We start from the raw sequence: 15,754 nt of genomic DNA, 5'->3' as shown, positions 1-15,754 counted from the left end.
GTCTGATTCAGCGGCGACGCTTGAATCGCTTTCGCGAGCAGGCTCGCTCCCACAGTTGTACGCGATCTAATGTGGGAGCGAGCCTGCTCGCGAATCTATGTCGCGCCACTCAATCCGGCCAATACCACGCCGGCGTCTCCAGCACTTTCTGCCCGACAATCCCGGTCTCCCCCAGCGTCTTCTCCAGCACAATGCAATTGCACTCCGGATCCTCCTGCAACGCCGAAATCAACCGCCGCGCATGCGACACCACCCACACCTGACATTGCTCCGACGCACGAATGATCAACCGTGCCAATGCCGGCAGCAGATCCGGGTGCAGGCTGGTTTCCGGCTCGTTCAGCACCATCAGCGACGGCGGCCTCGGTGTCAGCAACGCCGCGACCAACAACAAATAACGCAACGTCCCGTCCGACAACTCCGCCGCCGACAGTGGCCGCAGCAAACCTTCCTGATAGAACTCGATGGCAAAGCGTCCACCCGCCTGAGCGTCGATATGCAAGCGCGCCCCCGGAAAGGCATCAGTAATCGCCGCACGCATCGCGTCGCCGTCACCGATTTCAATAATGGTCTGCAACGCCGCCGCCAGATCGCGGCCGTCGTGGTGCAGCACCGGCGTGCGCGTGCCCAATTGCGGTTGGCGCACCGGTGCGTCGGCGTCGCTGCGAAAGTGATCATAAAAACGCCAGCGACGAATGAACTCGCGCATCTGGAACACTTCCGGCGAGCTGCGCAGGCTGCCGACCTGATCGAACAGGCTGTCGAAGTTCGGCGTGTGCTGCGCCAGCACATCCCATTGGCGCTCGTTGCGCGCGCGAATCATCGGGCCGTCGCGATCGACCAACAGGCTGGCGGGGCGGTAATGCGGGCCGGCCCAGATGCATTCGCGCTTGATCTGCGGGTCGAGGCTGAAGCGCGAAGGGATTGGCCGCGAGTGCTCGGGCAGCATGAAATGGCCGTTGGAATCGGGCAGGCCGAGGCTGATCGAATAACTGAAATCTTCCCCGGCAAAGCCCAGGCGCAAACGCTTCACGCCTTGGCGCACCGTCGACTGGATTGGCACCTCGCCGTTGCGCATGCGCCGGCTGATGGTTTCCGGCCCGGCCCAGAACGTCGAATCCAGTCCGCCTTCACGCGCCAGTGCATTGACCACACCGCCCTGCGCGGTTTCCGCCAACAGGCGCAAGGCCCGATAGAGGTTGGACTTGCCACTGCCATTGGGGCCGGTGATCAGGTTGAGCCGGCCCAGCGGAATCACCAATTTGTTGATCGAGCGGTAATTGGCCACCGCCAGGATGTTGAGCATGAATGAGATCCTCGGAATCCGTCGCAGAATACCCCCTGTAGGAGCTGCCGAAGGCTGCGATCTTTTGATCTTTTCCGCAAAAAAGCAAAAGATCGCAGCCTTCGGCAGCTCCTTCGGTGTTTAATCTGTTATTCGCATGAGCAATGGTTGAACCCTGTTCTAAGCTCTGAAGTCGTATCGTCCTGATCGTCTAAAAATGCCAAGGAGTCTGCATGGCGGGTCCCGGAATTAAAGTGGTAATGGCTTTGAGCGCCATTGCCTTGCTGACCGCTTGCGGCGAAAAGAAGGCTCCCCAGGAGTACCTGCCGAGAGTCTTTGTTCAAGAGGTGAAACCCGCGGATTACGCGGCCTCGGTGACACTGACCGGTGATGTGCAGGCGCGCGTGCAGACAGAATTGTCGTTCCGCGTCGGCGGCAAAATCATCCAGCGCTCGGTCGATGTCGGCGACCGTGTCACGGCCAAGCAAGTGCTGGCCAAACTCGATCCCAAGGATTTGCAGACCAACGTCGATTCCGCTCAGGCTCAGGTCGTCGCCGAACAGGCGCGGGTCAAGCAGAGCGCGGCGGCGTTTGTGCGTCAGCAAAAACTGCTGCCCAAGGGCTACACCAGCCAAAGCGAATTCGATACCGCGCAAGCCGCGTTGCGCAGCAGCCAAAGCGCCTTGAGCGCGGCTCAGGCGCAACTGGCCAATGCCAAGGATCAGCTCAGCTACACCTCGCTGATTGCTGATGCGCCGGGCGTCATCACTGAGCGTCAGGCCGAAGTTGGTCAGGTCGTGCAAGCCACGGCGCCGATTTTCAGTCTGGCCCGCGACGGCGATCGCGATGCGGTATTCAACGTCTACGAGTCGCTGCTGGCCGAGCGGCCGACGGATAACAAGATCACCGTCAGCCTGCTCGACAATCCCGAAATCAAAACCACCGGCACCGTGCGCGAAATCACCCCGTCGGTGTCCGCGCAGTCCGGCACCGTGCAAGTCAAAGTCACCCTCGACAAACTGCCGCCGGGCATGCAACTCGGTTCGGTAGTGAGCGCGACGGCCAAGGGCACCGGTAAATCGGCGGTGGCTTTGCCGTGGTCGGCGCTGACCAAAAATGTCAGCTACCCCGCCGTGTGGCTGGTCGACGACAAGGGCGAAGCGCAATTGCACACGGTCACGGTCGGCCGTTACCTGACCGGCAAAGTGATCATCAGCGAAGGTCTCAATGGCGGCGAAAAAGTCATCATCGCCGGCGGCCAATTATTGCACCCGGGCATGAAAGTCGAGATTGCCGAGAACACCTACAAGGATCTGGAAATGGGAGCGCAGCCATGAAGCGTTTCGGGCTGTTGGCCGTCGGGCTGTTGCTCGCGGCATGCTCCAAGAAGGAGCCGCCTCCGGAGCCGGTGCGCCCGGTGTTGTCGGTCAAGGTCGAGGCCTTGAACGAAGAAACCCTCGGTCGCTTCGCCGGCAGCATTCAGGCGCGCTACGAGAGCAACACCGGTTTCCGTGTTGGCGGACGCATTGCCAGCCGTAACGTTGATGTCGGCACCGAAGTGGATAAGGGCACACTGCTCGCCACCCTCGACCCGTCCGATCAACAAAATCAGCTGCGTTCGGCGCAGGGCGATCTGGCAAAAATCGAAGCGCAACTGATCAACGCACAAGCCAATGCGCGACGTCAGCAAGCGCTGTTTGATCGCGGCGTCGGCGCGCAGGCGCAACTCGACGAGGCCACCACTAACCTGAAAACCACTCAGGCCTCGCTCGATCAGGCGCGGGCGGCGGTCAATCAGAGCAAGGATCAACTCGGCTACACCGAACTGCGCTCCGACCACAAAGCCGTGGTCACCGCGTGGAATGCCGAGGCCGGGCAAGTGGTGACGGCGGGTCAACAAGTGGTGACGCTGGCGCAACCGGACATCAAGGAAGCGGTGATCGATCTGCCGGACACTTTGGTCGATCAGATCCCCAAGGACGTGGTGTTTTTGGTCGCTGCGCAACTCGATCCGAGCATCAAAACCACCGCGGTCATCCGCGAAATCGAACCGCAGGCACAGAGCGCCACGCGCACCCGCCGCGCTCGTCTGACCCTGACTGATACGCCGGAAGGTTTCCGTCTCGGCACCGCGATCAGTGTGACCCTCAGCTCGGCGATCAAACCGCGCATCGAACTGCCGGCAACCACGTTGCAGGAAGTCGATGGCAAAACACGGATCTGGGTGATCGACACCCAAAACAAAACCGTCAGCCCCCGCGATGTCACCGTCGTCAGCCGCACCGACAGCACCGTGGTGCTGGCCGGTGGCGTGAAGAACGGCGAGCAAGTGGTCAGCGCCGGCGTCAACAGTCTCAAACCCGGACAATCAGTGAAACTTGACGAGGACAGTCAATGAAAGGCTCTTTCAACCTCTCCGAATGGGCCCTGAAACACCAGTCCTTCGTCTGGTACCTGATGTTCGTCGCGTTGCTGATGGGGGTGTTTTCCTACTTCAATCTGGGCCGCGAAGAAGACCCGTCGTTCACCATCAAAACCATGGTGATCCAGACCAAATGGCCGGGCGCGACCCAAGAGGAAACGCTCAAGCAGGTCACCGACCGCATCGAGAAAAAACTCGAAGAGCTCGACTCCCTCGACTACGTGAAAAGCTACACGCGCCCCGGTGAATCGACGGTGTACGTGTACCTGCGCGACACCACCAGTGCCAAGGACATCCCGGAAATCTGGTACCAGGTGCGCAAGAAGATCAACGATATTCGCGGGCAGTTTCCCCAAGGCATTCAAGGCCCGGGGTTCAACGACGAGTTCGGTGATGTGTTCGGTTCGGTCTACGCGTTTACCGCCGACGGCCTGACCATGCGCCAGTTGCGCGACTACGTGGAGCAGGCGCGGGCGGAGATTCGCAACGTGCCGGGGCTGGGCAAGATCGAAATGGTCGGCCAGCAGGACGAAGTGATTTACCTGAACTTCTCCACGCGCAAACTGGCTGCGCTGGGCATCGATCAGCGCCAGGTCGTAGAGAGCCTGCAATCGCAGAACGCCGTGACCCCGGCAGGTGTGATCGAGGCCGGGCCGGAGCGGATTTCCGTGCGCACGTCGGGGCAATTCGCCTCGGAGAAAGATCTGGCCGAGGTCAACCTCAAGCTCAACGACCGCTTCTATCGTCTGGCCGACATCGCCGAGATCAGTCGCGGTTATGTCGACCCTGCCACCCCGGAATTCCGTTTCGACGGCAAACCGGCAATCGGTCTGGCGATCGCCATGCAGAAGGGCGGCAACGTTCAGGCGTTCGGTAAAGCGTTGCATGAGCGCATCGATCAAGTCACCGCAGACCTGCCGGTAGGCGTTGGCATCCACACCGTTTCCGATCAGGCCGTGGTGGTGGAAGAAGCTGTTGGCGGCTTCACCAGCGCGCTGTTCGAAGCGGTGATCATCGTCTTGGTGGTGAGCTTTATCAGCCTCGGCGTGCGCGCCGGTCTGGTGGTGGCGTGCTCGATTCCGCTGGTGCTGGCGATGGTCTTCGTCTTCATGGAATACAGCGGCATCACCATGCAGCGGATTTCCCTCGGTGCGTTGATCATCGCCCTCGGCCTGTTGGTGGACGACGCGATGATCACGGTGGAGATGATGGTCACGCGCCTGGAAATGGGCGAGACCAAGGAGCAGGCCGCGACCTACGCCTACACCTCGACCGCGTTCCCGATGCTCACCGGTACGCTGGTGACCGTCGCCGGTTTCGTGCCGATCGGCCTCAACGCCAGCTCCGCTGGTGAGTACACCTACACGCTGTTTGCGGTGATCGCGGTGGCGATGATCGTTTCGTGGATCGTCGCGGTGTTCTTCGCGCCAGTGATCGGCGTGCACATCCTCAGCGCCAACGTGAAACCCCATGCCGCAGAACCAGGGCGCATTGGCCGCGCATTCAACGGCGGTTTGCTGTGGAGCATGCGCAACCGTTGGTGGGCGATCGGTATCACCGTGCTGCTGTTTGCACTGTCGATTTTCTGCATGCGTTTCGTGCAGAACCAGTTCTTCCCGGCCTCGGATCGTCCGGAAATTCTCGTCGACCTGAACCTGCCGCAAAACGCCTCGATCGACGAAACCCGCAAGGCCGTCGACAAACTCGAAGAAACGCTCAAGGGCGACCCGGACATCGTGCGCTGGAGCACCTACATCGGTCAGGGCGCGATCCGTTTCTACCTGCCACTCGACCAGCAATTGCAAAACCCGTACTACGCGCAATTGGTGATCGTCAGCAAAGGCTTCGAGTCTCGCGAGGCTCTGAGCGCACGGCTGCGTGAACGTCTGCGCAAAGAGTTCGTCGGCATCGGCAGCTACGTGCAGGCACTGGAAATGGGCCCGCCGGTAGGGCGTCCGATTCAGTACCGGGTCAGCGGCAAGGACATCGATCAAGTGCGCAAGCACGCCATCGACCTCGCCACCGAACTGGACAAAAACTCGCACATCGGCGAGATCATTTACGACTGGAACGAGCCGGGCAAAGTCCTGCGTATCGACATCGCACAGGACAAAGCGCGCCAGCTCGGGTTGTCGTCCGAAGACGTCGCCAACCTGATGAACAGCATCGTCAGTGGCTCGCCGTTGACCCAGGTCGATGACGATATCTACCTGATCAACGTGGTCGGTCGTGCGGTGGATTCCGAACGCGGTACCCCGGAAACCCTGCAGAACCTGCAGATCGTCACACCGAGCGGCACCTCGATCCCGCTGCTCGCATTCGCCACGGTTCGTTATGAGCTGGAGCAACCGCTGGTGTGGCGTCGCGATCGTTTGCCGACCATCACCATCAAGGCTTCGGTGCGCGACGAGATTCAGCCGACCGACCTGGTGAAAATCCTCAAGCCATCGATTGATGCCTTCGCGGAAAAACTGCCGGTCGGCTACAAAGTCGCCACCGGCGGTACGGTCGAGGAAAGCGGCAAGGCCCAAGGGCCAATCGCCAAGGTGTTGCCATTGATGCTGTTCTTGATGGCGACGTTCCTGATGATCCAGTTGCACAGCGTGCAGAAGATGTTCCTGGTGGCGAGTGTCGCGCCGCTGGGGCTGATCGGCGTGGTGCTGGCGCTGGTGCCGACCGGTACGCCGATGGGCTTCGTGGCGATTCTGGGGATTCTCGCGCTGATCGGCATCATCATCCGCAACTCGGTGATTCTGGTCACGCAGATCGATGAATTCGAACGCAAAGGCTATGAGCCGTGGGATGCGGTGGTGGAAGCGACCGAGCATCGACGCCGGCCAATCCTGCTGACCGCTGCGGCGGCGAGCATGGGCATGATCCCGATCGCCCGCGAAGTATTCTGGGGGCCGATGGCCTACGCGATGATCGGCGGGATTGTCGTGGCGACGCTGCTGACGCTGCTGTTCCTGCCGGCGCTGTACGTGGCCTGGTACAAGATTCGCGAACCGAAAAAAGATCAAGTCAACAACGACCCTCACCCTAACCCTCTCCCGGGGGGAGAGGGGACTGACCGAGGCGTCTGACGCTATCCATCGACCTGAAGGACCGGGTCGATTATGGATTCAGCGAAGTTTGGTCAAGTCAGTGTATTTCCTGAATACCCCCCAATCGGCCCCCTCTCCCTCTGGGAGAGGGCTGGGGTGAGGGGCTTTCCCTGACCCGACTCAACCCTTACGCCAAACACTCGCCAACCAAGGCTGCTGCTCGCGCGGCAGCCCCGCCGGCCGGAAGTAATGCTCCAGCTCGACAAACCCCGCCGCCGTCAACAACCCCTGCCAAGCCGCCAGATCGTGATACGAGCCATAACGCGGCCCGTTCCAGCCCTCACGGTTATCCCCGCGCGGATTGGAACTGAACAACACCCCACCGGGTTTTAAAGCGCCATGCAATTGCTTGAGCACCCGCGGCAACTCCTGCAACGGCACATGAAACAGCACCGCATTGGCGAAAATCCCGTCAAAGCGTTCAGCCGGGAGATCCAGCTTCAGAAAATCCTGCTGCAACACCTCACAGCCACTGTCCTCACGCGCCATCCGCGCAAATTCCTCAGAGCCATCCAGCCCCACCGCAACGTGACCCATACGCGTAAACGTCTGCAAATCCCGCCCCGGCCCGCAGCCGAAATCCAGAATCGTCAACGGCGCTGAACCCTGAATATGCCGCAGCAGCGCATCGATATTCTGGCTGACATCGTGATCACGTGTGCCTTCACGGAAGTCTTCGGCCACCGAGTTGTAGTGGCCGAGGGTGGTGGCGGTGATCTGTTCGAGGTCGGTGGGAGTCTGCTTCATGGTCGGCTGCATGTTCAGGGAGAGATGTGCCGACTATAAGCGAAAAGATCGCAGCCTGCGGCAGCTCCTACAGGCGTTCATCCAACGGTCGGCCTCGATCCTGTAGGAGCTGCCGCAGGCTGCGATCTTTTGATCTTGCCTCAATACCGACCTGTTACTTCTTACAGTATCGACCCGATGAAAAAACCTTCAGGCTACCCCTAAGCCTGGAGGACGTTCACAGCCATGAAGGCGACTCAGCACTCACCTCATCCCACACTGTCCGTCGTCGACCCGCGAGCATTGGCGATTCGCAGCGTTGCCTATTGCCAGCACCCGGACAAACCCGAGGTCGATCCGCGCATCACTCGGCAGATCTTCGATGAGGCGGGGCGCGAAGTGGCGGCGTGGGATCCGCGCCTGTGGGGCGCCGCACCCAAACCGAACATGGCCACCGTATACGGTTTGAGCGGTCAGGCGTTGCTGACAGACAGCGTGGATGCCGGTTGGCAATTGAGCTTGCTGGAACAGGCGGGATCAACGCTTTCGTCCTGGGATGCACGGGGTACGCAGCGACATTATGAGTACGACACACAACGTCGCTCAGTCTCCGTTACAGAGCAGATGGTCAGCCACCCAGCAAAAATTGTTGAGCGACTAATTTATGGCGACGCCGATGAAGCGCTCGCGCAACACAACCAGTGCGGCCGATTGATCCGCCACGATCATCCCGCAGGTTCGCGGAAATGCCCCAGCTATGGCATAGCCGGTTCCATATTGACGGTGCAGGAGCGATTCCTCGAGGCTCTTGACGCGCCTGACTGGCCCGTCGATCTCGCCGGACGCGATGCGCTATTGGAAGAACCGACGTTTACGACGCGCTCGGAATTCAATTCCGCAGGGCAATTGCTCAAGCAGATCGATGCTCGGGACAACGCGCAAAGGTTCGGTTATGACATCGCTGGCAGATCTCGCGAGGTCTGGCTGCAAATGGCGGGAGAGGCAACGACGCTGCGAAGTCTGGTCAGCGATATTCGTTACAACGCTCAGGATCAGGTTGAATTCGAAACCGCTGGGAACGGCGTTATCGCCCGTGCTGGCTATGACGCCAGGGATGGCCGGCTGACTCGGTTGACCGCTGCCATCCACCCTCAGAAACCCTTGCTGGATCTGCATTATTGCGTCGATCCGGTGGGCAATATCGTCGAGCTGGAAGACAAGTCCCAACCTGTCACTTACTTCAATAACCAGCGCATTGCTCCGGTCTGTTCATACCGTTACGACAGTCTCTATCAACTGATCGAAGCCAAGGGTTGGGAGGTCAGCCAGCCAAGTCACGGGCCGGCATTGCCCGAGCTGATTGCGACACCGCTGGATCCTGCTCAGCGCCGCAATTATCTCCAGAAGTTCGTCTACGACAGCGGCGGCAATCTCGTTTCCCGTCAGCACAGCGCAACGGCCGGATTTGCGATGTTCACCTCCGGCAACAGCAACCGTAGCCTCGGGCAGCGCGATGATGGTTCGTTGCCAGGAGAGCCGGAAATCAATGCCGGATTCGATAAGTGCGGCAATCAAATTGAATTGAATCGCGGCCAAAAATTGGTCTGGGACACTCACAATCAACTGCATGAAGTGGCAGTGGTTTCGCGAGAAAACCAACAGGACGATTTTGAGTGTTACCGCTACGATCGGGTGGGTCACCGAGTGCGCAAAGTTTCAGTTGCCTGCGCGGCAGGTCGGGCGCTGCGTAGCGAAGTCCGTTATCTGCCGGGACTGGAGTTGCGGCGGCACAACAGTGGTGAAGAACGCCATGTCATCAATGTCATCGCCGGGCGCAACTCAGTACGGATGCTGCATTGGCCCGACGGAACACACGCCGATCAAGTGCGCTATGGCCTCAGCGATCATCTGAGTTCCAGCACGCTGGAACTGGATGACGAGGGCGCAATACTGACGCTTGAACACTATTATGCATTTGGCGGTACGGCCTGCTGGGCAGCAAAAAACGCTTCAGTGGCGAGGTACAAAACCCATCGCTATAGCGGCAAGGAACGTGATGCGACAGGGCTTTATTACTATGGATACCGGTATTACGCGCCTTGGTTGCAGCGATGGATAAGCTCGGATCCTTTTAAAGATATCGACGGATTGAATATCTATTGCGCAATGAAGAATAATCCTGTCACTTTATTCGATGTTGAGGGAGGTGCGGTCTTAACTGGATTGTTTTATCTGTATGACGGAACACCTCGGCACAATAAAATGGTTGTGGATTATGAGCTTCCCGATCTTTCTCCTGGTGCGAAGTTAAAATATTATTTGGCTCAGTCGCAGCCAGGCAATGCTTTTGGAGGAATAATTAATATTAAAACAGGTGTTGTGAATATCTATCCTTTGAGTCGTGTCAGGCCAGGGATAATGCCTGATTCCTGGAGAACTGATTACCAAGGAACAACGCATGACAAAAAGCCTGCTATTGTACAGCCACCTCCTCACCTCGGCATTGTGACGTCCCATGAGTTAACAACAAAAAAATTCTCCGGAAGAAAAGAGGATCAAGTAGGTTTCACTTTTCAAGATGTCAGGGGAGTGGATGAATATTTCGATCGCAGGCGCAGATATCGTACAACAGCGCCTGTATTGGGCGTCTCACGATCATTGAACCAGCCACATGGCCTTCAGGCGCCTCCTAAGTTTGTTTCATCAGGTTCTAATAGGGAGGATTTCCAGAAAGTTCGTAATTTGTATTCTCCTCCCTTTGACGAGGCGCTTGCAGTCCAGGCGATCCCATTAGAACTCCATAAACCGCTGCTGCAAATGTTTTCGGATGCAAGTAAAGATATGGGGCACAACGCAATAGCACTTCGGGAGCTATTTGATACTGAGCTGAGCAGGCCAGAATTTCAGTTGCCAGACATCCCGAAAGTGGAATCCTTACAGTCTCTAAAAAAGCCTGCAATTAAAGCGAAAAATACAGGTGAAACGAAAGGCGTGATGTCGAGAATCAGATCATTTTTTTGATAAGGCGATGCTACAAACCAGGCTGGTTTTTGACTTGAAGCGTCTCTTCTAACGGAGATGGCTCATACGGTGTCTCAACTTGCAGGTAAAGAGCTAATGGATGACGGATCTTTTCAGCCATTGAATGCAGGACTGCACTCACCTCATCCAAAATTATTGGTCATAGATCCGCGCGCCTTGGCCATTCGTAGCGTTGCGTACTGCCAGCACCCGGACAAACCCGACGTCGCCCCGCGAATCACCCGGCAGATATTCGATCAGGCGGGGCGCGAGGTGGCGGCGTGGGATTCACGGTTGTGGGGCGCCGCGCCGAAACCGAATCTGAGCACCGTTTACGGTTTGAGTGGTCAGGTGTTGTTGACGGACAGCGTGGATGCCGGTTGGCAGTTGAGCATGTGCAATGAAGCGGGTTCGCAACGTTCCTTTTGGGATGAACGGGGTAGCCAATGTCATCGTGAGTTTGATGATTTGCAGCGTCCGGTAGCGCTGACGGAGCAGGCCTTTGGTGAGCAACTTCAAGTGGTTGAGCGCTGGACTTATGCCGACGCCACGGAGAGTTTTGCCCAGCACAATCAGTGTGGGCAACTGATCCGGCATGACGACCCGGGCGGTGGCCAGTTCCTAGGCGATTATGGTTGGTCGGGTGCAGTGCTGGAGAAGTCTCGACGTTTTCTCATTGAGCTGGATGCGCCGGACTGGCCGCTTCTACTGGACGCCCGAGACGAACTTCTCGAAGAAAAAGCCTACGTCACTCGCTACGCGCTCAATCCAACGGGCGAGCCGCAGCGTCAGATCGATGCAGCGGGTAATGTACAAATTTTCCATTGCAACGTGGCGGAAAAATTCTCTGCGACATGGCTTTTGCAAGACGGTGAAGGTCAGCATCCACAGTGTCTTGTCAGCGAAATCCGTTATAACGCACAAGATCAGATCGAAAGTGAAACGGCAGGCAACGGCGTTGTTTCACGTGCGGATTACAGCCCTGAGGATGGTCGCCTGCTGAGGCTTTTCGCGGGTGTCGCCGGGCAACAGTCTTTGCAGGATTTGAATTACTCCTACGACCCGGTGGGCAATATTGTCGGGCTCGAAGACAAGTGCCAAACCGTCAGTCACTTCAACGGCCAGCGCATCGAGCCGGTCAGCCGTTATCGCTATGACAGCTTGTATCAGTTAGTTGAGGCCAAAGGCTGGGAGGTCAGCAAACCGAACCATGGCCCGGCGCTACCCGAGCTATTGCCCGTACCGGTGGATCCCGCGCAGCGGCGCAATTACACGCAGAAGTTTGCTTACGATGCGGCAGGTAACTTGATCACGCGGCATCACAGTGGCGCGCCTGGGTTTTCGATGTTCACTTCTGCGCGCAGCAATCGGAGTCTGGCGCAGCTTGACGATGGATCCCTGCCGGGAGAGGCGCAGATAACGGTTGGGTTTGATGCGGCGGGTAATCAGCTGGAATTGCAGCGTGGGCAGGCCATGGCGTGGAATGTGCGCAATGAGTTGAGTCGGGTGACGTTGGTGCAGCGTGGGGCTGAGGCGGATGACTTTGAGTGTTATGTCTACGATCAGCCGGGGCATCGGTTGCGTAAGACGCAAATCAGTCGGGCATCCGGGCAAACCCTGACAACAGAAGTGCGTTATCTGCCGGGTCTTGAGATTCATTGCGAAGTCGGCGGTGTAGAGCGGCATGTAGTCAGTGTCGACGCGGGGCGTAATCAAGTGCGTTTACTGCATTGGCACCGCAGGTGCTGTAAACGATCAATGGCGTTACAGCCTAGGCGATCATCTTGGTTCCAGCTCGATGGAGTTGAATGAGAACGCGGGGATATTGAGCCTGGAACACTACTACCCGTTTGGCCGTACGGCGTGTTGGGCGAGCAACAATGCGTTGGGCGCGAAATACAAAAGCATTCGTTATTCGGGGAAGGAACGGGATGTAACCGGGTTTTATTATTATGGGTTTCGGTATTATGCGCCGTGGCTGCAAAGATAGATTAGTGCGGACCCGGCGGGTGACATCGATGGGTTGAACCTGTACGCAATGGTCAGGAACAATCCCGGCACAAGACGGGACGCTAATGGGTTGTTGTCGGAAAGCGAAGACCGAATAATTCTTAATGCATTGACATCAGGCAGAGATACTGTAGCCGGAGCTCGTTATCTTCTTGACTCAATGCCCCAAGTGGCGAACAAAATCATGCAAACATACTTTGGTGACAGCCATGATGATGTTCAATCCGGCGCTGGATTCTAAACAAATTCTAAGCGGTACGGGCCTGAAAGCAGGTGATATTGATGATGCGGAGGCTATGTTCAAAGCAATCGCAGGTCTTAAATACTATTCAGTTCATTACATTGAAACGGTAGAAGGAGATAACTCGATAGAGGACGTGATGCTGTATGGGAAAAGCGAACTTATGCGACTCGACGATGCGGCCCATATTTTCAATAGTGACAGGCGCCTCCAAGCGCAGATTTCGGCAAAAAATGCGGACTCTTTGGCTTATGCTGCTATGGATCTCGGAGAAAAGTTCGATTCAATAATGGCAAGGGCGGGGCGCTAATTCGAATATGGATCGTCCATGGCTAAGGAACTTCCCCCTAGCCACAGTCATTACTCACAGTTTTATTAGCGCTTATTCAACCCCCGAGCCAACCGATCCCCGCCCAACTGAATCACCGCCACCAACGCCACCAGCAACACAATCACCGTCAGCATGATCTGGCTATCAAACCGCTGATACCCGTAGCGATACGCAATATCCCCCAATCCGCCCGCACCAATCGCCCCGGCCATGGCGGATGAGTTGATCATCGTCACCAGCGTAATCGTGAACCCACCGACAATTCCCGGCAGCGCTTCCGGCAACAACACATGCCAGACAATGTGCCAACGCCGGCACCCCATCGCCTGCGCGGCTTCGATCAAACCATGATCAACCTCACGCAAACTCACTTCAGCAATCCGTGCAAAGAACGGCGTCGCCGCAATCGTCAGCGGCACAACCGCCGCCCAGACTCCGTACGTAGTGCCGACAATCAACCGGGTAAACGGAATCAGCGCGACCATCAGAATCAGAAACGGGATCGAGCGAAACAGGTTCACGAAGGCGCCCAAGGCACGGTTCAACAGCGGTGCTTCGTAGATGCCGCCCTTGTCGCTGGTGACCAGAATCACCGCCATGGGAATCCCTACCAGCAGCGCGATCAGCGACGACACGCCGACCATCAGGAACGTGTCGATAAACCCCTGCAACAAGCGATCAAACCACATAACCCAACACCTCCACTCGTTGCGCCCACGGTGCGGCGCGTTCGCGCAATTGTTCGGCGCTGAACGCTGAGCCGCTGACGGCCAATAACAGTTGCCCCAGTGCGTGCCCCTGAATCCGTTCGACGCCACCCTGCAACAATTTCACCCGGCCACCGAGGGCTGTAAAAAGTGCCGCCAGATCCGGTTCGTCGCTGGCACTACCGGTGAACTGCAAACGCAGCACCACCGCTGCGTCGGAGGAGGGCGGCTGCGGGTGCAAACGGCTCTGCAATTCTTCCGGCAAGGCGTGTTGCAGCGGCGCGAGCAAGGTCTGGCTGACCTCGTGTTGCGGATTGCCGAACACTTCCCACACTGGGCCTTGTTCGACGACGCGGCCGTGCTCAAGCACGACGACGCGGTCGCAGATTTCGCGGATGACTGCCATCTCGTGAGTGATCAACACGATGGTCAGGCCCAGGCGTTGGTTGATCTCGCGCAGCAGGCCGAGGATCGACTGGGTGGTCTCTGGATCGAGCGCCGAGGTGGCCTCGTCGCAGAGCAGAATATCCGGGTCATGCACCAGCGCGCGGGCGATGCCGACGCGCTGTTTCTGGCCACCGGAAAGCTGTGCCGGATAGGCTTTGTGCTTTTCTTGAAGACCGACCAGTTCAAGCAGTTCTCGCACCTTTTTCTCGCGTTGCTCTTTCGGTACGCCAGCCACTTTCAGCGGCAGTTCGACGTTCTGCCAAACGGTCTTGGCCGACATCAGATTGAAGTGCTGGAAGATCATGCCGATGCGTCGGCGCAGCGCCACGAGGCGGTCTTCATCGAACTCGCCGATGTCGACCTGATCGATCAACACGCGCCCCGACGTTGGTTGTTCCAGGCGATTGATGGTGCGGATCAGCGACGATTTGCCGGCGCCGCTGCGACCGATGATGCCGAACACTTCACCGCGCTGAATCGCCAGATCGATGCCCTGCAACGCGGCGACCGGGCCTTGTCGACCGTTGTAGGTTTTGCCCAGACCGATGAAGCGCACATGAGCGCGATTCAGTTCCGGATGCAGTTCGGTTTTTTCAGCATAGTGTGGCTCTGGAATTTCCAGTCGCCGTTGGATCGCGGCCGTCATGCTCAGCTTTCCCAACCGGCTTGATACAGCTTGCCGTGGGCCTTATCCAGCGCAGCGCGAACGGCCGGCGAATGCTGGTAGATGTCGACGAATTTGATCAGGCGCGGATCGGTTTTGCTCTTCGGCTGGATGACGAACTGGATCACGTATTCCTTGTGGTCGAGGCCGTCGAACAGCAGCGCCGAACCGGCATCGAAAGTCTTCGCTAAACGAATGTAGGCCGGGTAGCCCTGCACCAGATCGGCGTCGTCATAAGCGCGCACCAGTTGCACCGCTTCGACTTGCAGGATTTTGATTTTCTTCGGGTTGGCGACGATGTCGTCTTCGGTGGCTTTGTAACCGACGCCCGGTTTCAGGGTGATCAAACCGGCCTTGGCCAGCAGCTGCAAACCGCGACCGCTGTTGATCGGATCGTTGGCGATGGCGACGCTGGCGCCTTCTGGCAGCTCGTCGAAGCTTTTGTATTTTTTCGAGTAGAGGCCGACGTTGTTGATGATCCCAGGGGCGAACGGCACCAGGTCAAAACCGGCGGCGGCCTTGGCGTTTTCGAGGAACGGGATGTGCTGGAAGTAGTTCACGTCGATGTCGCCGGCGGCGAGGCTGACGTTGGGTGCGATCCAGTCAGTGAACTCGACCAGCTCGACTTTGAGGCCTTGTTTGGAGGCTTCTTCAACGGCGGCTTCCAGCGGGATGGCGAAGGCGGCGGTGGTGCCGACTTTGAGTGGGGCGTCGGCGGCGAAGAGTGTCGAGCTGAACAGGCCGAGGGCCAGGGCCAGTGCTTTGACTGGGTGGGACAGGAGTTTTTTGGTCATGA

Annotated in this window: 13 protein-coding genes; 8 read left to right on the top strand and 5 right to left on the bottom strand. The window is 57.9% G+C overall.

Annotated features, from left to right (window positions below; translation table 11 throughout):
- Positions 1–109 precede the first annotated feature (109 nt).
- Positions 110–1,306 carry an AAA family ATPase gene (locus tag ACIP1X_RS09160; protein WP_400751299.1) on the bottom strand — a complete coding sequence of 399 codons (1,197 nt, stop codon included), beginning with the start codon at positions 1,304–1,306 and terminating at the stop codon, positions 110–112.
- Here ACIP1X_RS09160 and ACIP1X_RS09155 point away from each other — a divergent pair.
- The 4 genes from ACIP1X_RS09155 (at position 1,305) to ACIP1X_RS09140 (ending at position 6,790) form a co-directional block, all read left to right on the top strand.
- Positions 1,305–1,430 carry a hypothetical protein gene (locus tag ACIP1X_RS09155; protein ID WP_400751297.1) on the top strand — a complete coding sequence of 42 codons (126 nt, stop codon included), beginning with the start codon at positions 1,305–1,307 and terminating at the stop codon, positions 1,428–1,430. The two genes, ACIP1X_RS09160 and ACIP1X_RS09155, sit on opposite strands and share 2 nt — an antisense overlap.
- A gap of 88 nt (positions 1,431–1,518) precedes the next feature.
- Entirely contained in the window at positions 1,519–2,622 is a 1,104-nt protein-coding gene (locus ACIP1X_RS09150; RefSeq protein ID WP_400751295.1) for an efflux RND transporter periplasmic adaptor subunit, read from the top strand.
- The gene (locus tag ACIP1X_RS09145; RefSeq protein WP_400751292.1) at positions 2,619–3,683 is read left to right on the top strand and encodes an efflux RND transporter periplasmic adaptor subunit; all 1,065 of its coding nucleotides are present in this window, start codon (positions 2,619–2,621) and stop codon (positions 3,681–3,683) included. The genes ACIP1X_RS09150 and ACIP1X_RS09145 overlap by 4 nt, the downstream gene beginning before the upstream one ends.
- Positions 3,680–6,790 (top strand): efflux RND transporter permease subunit, encoded by a 3,111-nt coding sequence (locus ACIP1X_RS09140; protein WP_400751290.1) that lies wholly within the window; start codon positions 3,680–3,682, stop codon positions 6,788–6,790. The genes ACIP1X_RS09145 and ACIP1X_RS09140 overlap by 4 nt, the downstream gene beginning before the upstream one ends.
- A 141-nt stretch (positions 6,791–6,931) precedes the next feature.
- Here the strand turns inward: ACIP1X_RS09140 and ACIP1X_RS09135 are convergent, their stop codons facing one another.
- The gene (locus ACIP1X_RS09135; protein WP_400751287.1) at positions 6,932–7,558 is read right to left on the bottom strand and encodes a class I SAM-dependent methyltransferase; all 627 of its coding nucleotides are present in this window, start codon (positions 7,556–7,558) and stop codon (positions 6,932–6,934) included.
- A 225-nt stretch (positions 7,559–7,783) separates the two neighbouring features.
- Here ACIP1X_RS09135 and ACIP1X_RS09130 point away from each other — a divergent pair, with 225 nt between their 5' ends.
- From ACIP1X_RS09130 to ACIP1X_RS09115, 4 genes are all read left to right on the top strand, one after another.
- The gene (locus ACIP1X_RS09130) at positions 7,784–10,558 is read left to right on the top strand and encodes an RHS repeat-associated core domain-containing protein (protein WP_400751284.1); all 2,775 of its coding nucleotides are present in this window, start codon (positions 7,784–7,786) and stop codon (positions 10,556–10,558) included.
- A gap of 69 nt (positions 10,559–10,627) precedes the next feature.
- Positions 10,628–12,370, top strand: coding sequence for an RHS repeat domain-containing protein (locus tag ACIP1X_RS09125; RefSeq protein ID WP_400751281.1), 1,743 nt, complete (start codon positions 10,628–10,630; stop codon positions 12,368–12,370).
- Positions 12,357–12,548: an RHS repeat-associated core domain-containing protein gene (locus ACIP1X_RS09120; protein WP_400751278.1), complete on the top strand. Its 192-nt coding sequence runs from the start codon at positions 12,357–12,359 to the stop codon at positions 12,546–12,548. The genes ACIP1X_RS09125 and ACIP1X_RS09120 overlap by 14 nt, the downstream gene beginning before the upstream one ends.
- 229 nt (positions 12,549–12,777) lie before the next feature.
- Entirely contained in the window at positions 12,778–13,119 is a 342-nt protein-coding gene (locus ACIP1X_RS09115) for a hypothetical protein (RefSeq protein WP_400751276.1), read from the top strand.
- A 65-nt stretch (positions 13,120–13,184) separates the two neighbouring features.
- Here the strand turns inward: ACIP1X_RS09115 and ACIP1X_RS09110 are convergent, their stop codons facing one another.
- Genes ACIP1X_RS09110 through ACIP1X_RS09100 form a run of 3 tightly spaced genes read right to left on the bottom strand, consistent with a single transcriptional unit; the run spans position 13,185 to position 15,752 of the window.
- Positions 13,185–13,829 carry a methionine ABC transporter permease gene (locus ACIP1X_RS09110; RefSeq protein ID WP_039756400.1) on the bottom strand — a complete coding sequence of 215 codons (645 nt, stop codon included), beginning with the start codon at positions 13,827–13,829 and terminating at the stop codon, positions 13,185–13,187.
- Positions 13,819–14,940 (bottom strand): methionine ABC transporter ATP-binding protein, encoded by a 1,122-nt coding sequence (locus ACIP1X_RS09105; RefSeq protein WP_400751273.1) that lies wholly within the window; start codon positions 14,938–14,940, stop codon positions 13,819–13,821. Before ACIP1X_RS09105 ends, ACIP1X_RS09110 begins: the two co-directional genes overlap by 11 nt.
- 2 nt (positions 14,941–14,942) lie before the next feature.
- A complete protein-coding gene (locus ACIP1X_RS09100; RefSeq protein WP_159811987.1) occupies positions 14,943–15,752 on the bottom strand; it encodes a MetQ/NlpA family ABC transporter substrate-binding protein in 810 nt (269 codons plus the stop codon).
- Between the last annotated feature and the right edge of the window lie 2 nt (positions 15,753–15,754).

This window comes from Pseudomonas sp. NPDC088885 (assembly GCF_044750025.1).
GTDB lineage: Bacteria > Pseudomonadota > Gammaproteobacteria > Pseudomonadales > Pseudomonadaceae > Aquipseudomonas > Aquipseudomonas rustica.
The sequence above is the reverse complement of the archived record's forward strand: the minus strand, read 5'-3'. Positions and strand labels throughout refer to the sequence as shown.

Bases quoted from the DNA above. Each gene is read 5' to 3' on its own strand.
- ACIP1X_RS09145 (WP_400751292.1), top strand. From the start codon at position 2,619: ATGAAGCGTTTCGGGCTGTTGGCCGTCGGGCTGTTGCTCGCGGCATGC.
- ACIP1X_RS09115 (WP_400751276.1), top strand. From the start codon at position 12,778: ATGATGATGTTCAATCCGGCGCTGGATTCTAAACAAATTCTAAGCGGT.
- ACIP1X_RS09155 (WP_400751297.1), top strand. From the start codon at position 1,305: ATGAATGAGATCCTCGGAATCCGTCGCAGAATACCCCCTGTAGGAGCT.
- ACIP1X_RS09100 (WP_159811987.1), bottom strand. From the start codon at position 15,752: ATGACCAAAAAACTCCTGTCCCACCCAGTCAAAGCACTGGCCCTGGCC.
- ACIP1X_RS09110 (WP_039756400.1), bottom strand. From the start codon at position 13,829: ATGTGGTTTGATCGCTTGTTGCAGGGGTTTATCGACACGTTCCTGATG.
- ACIP1X_RS09120 (WP_400751278.1), top strand. From the start codon at position 12,357: ATGGAGTTGAATGAGAACGCGGGGATATTGAGCCTGGAACACTACTAC.
- ACIP1X_RS09105 (WP_400751273.1), bottom strand. From the start codon at position 14,940: ATGACGGCCGCGATCCAACGGCGACTGGAAATTCCAGAGCCACACTAT.
- ACIP1X_RS09135 (WP_400751287.1), bottom strand. From the start codon at position 7,558: ATGAAGCAGACTCCCACCGACCTCGAACAGATCACCGCCACCACCCTC.
- ACIP1X_RS09160 (WP_400751299.1), bottom strand. From the start codon at position 1,306: ATGCTCAACATCCTGGCGGTGGCCAATTACCGCTCGATCAACAAATTG.
- ACIP1X_RS09140 (WP_400751290.1), top strand. From the start codon at position 3,680: ATGAAAGGCTCTTTCAACCTCTCCGAATGGGCCCTGAAACACCAGTCC.
- ACIP1X_RS09130 (WP_400751284.1), top strand. From the start codon at position 7,784: ATGAAGGCGACTCAGCACTCACCTCATCCCACACTGTCCGTCGTCGAC.
- ACIP1X_RS09150 (WP_400751295.1), top strand. From the start codon at position 1,519: ATGGCGGGTCCCGGAATTAAAGTGGTAATGGCTTTGAGCGCCATTGCC.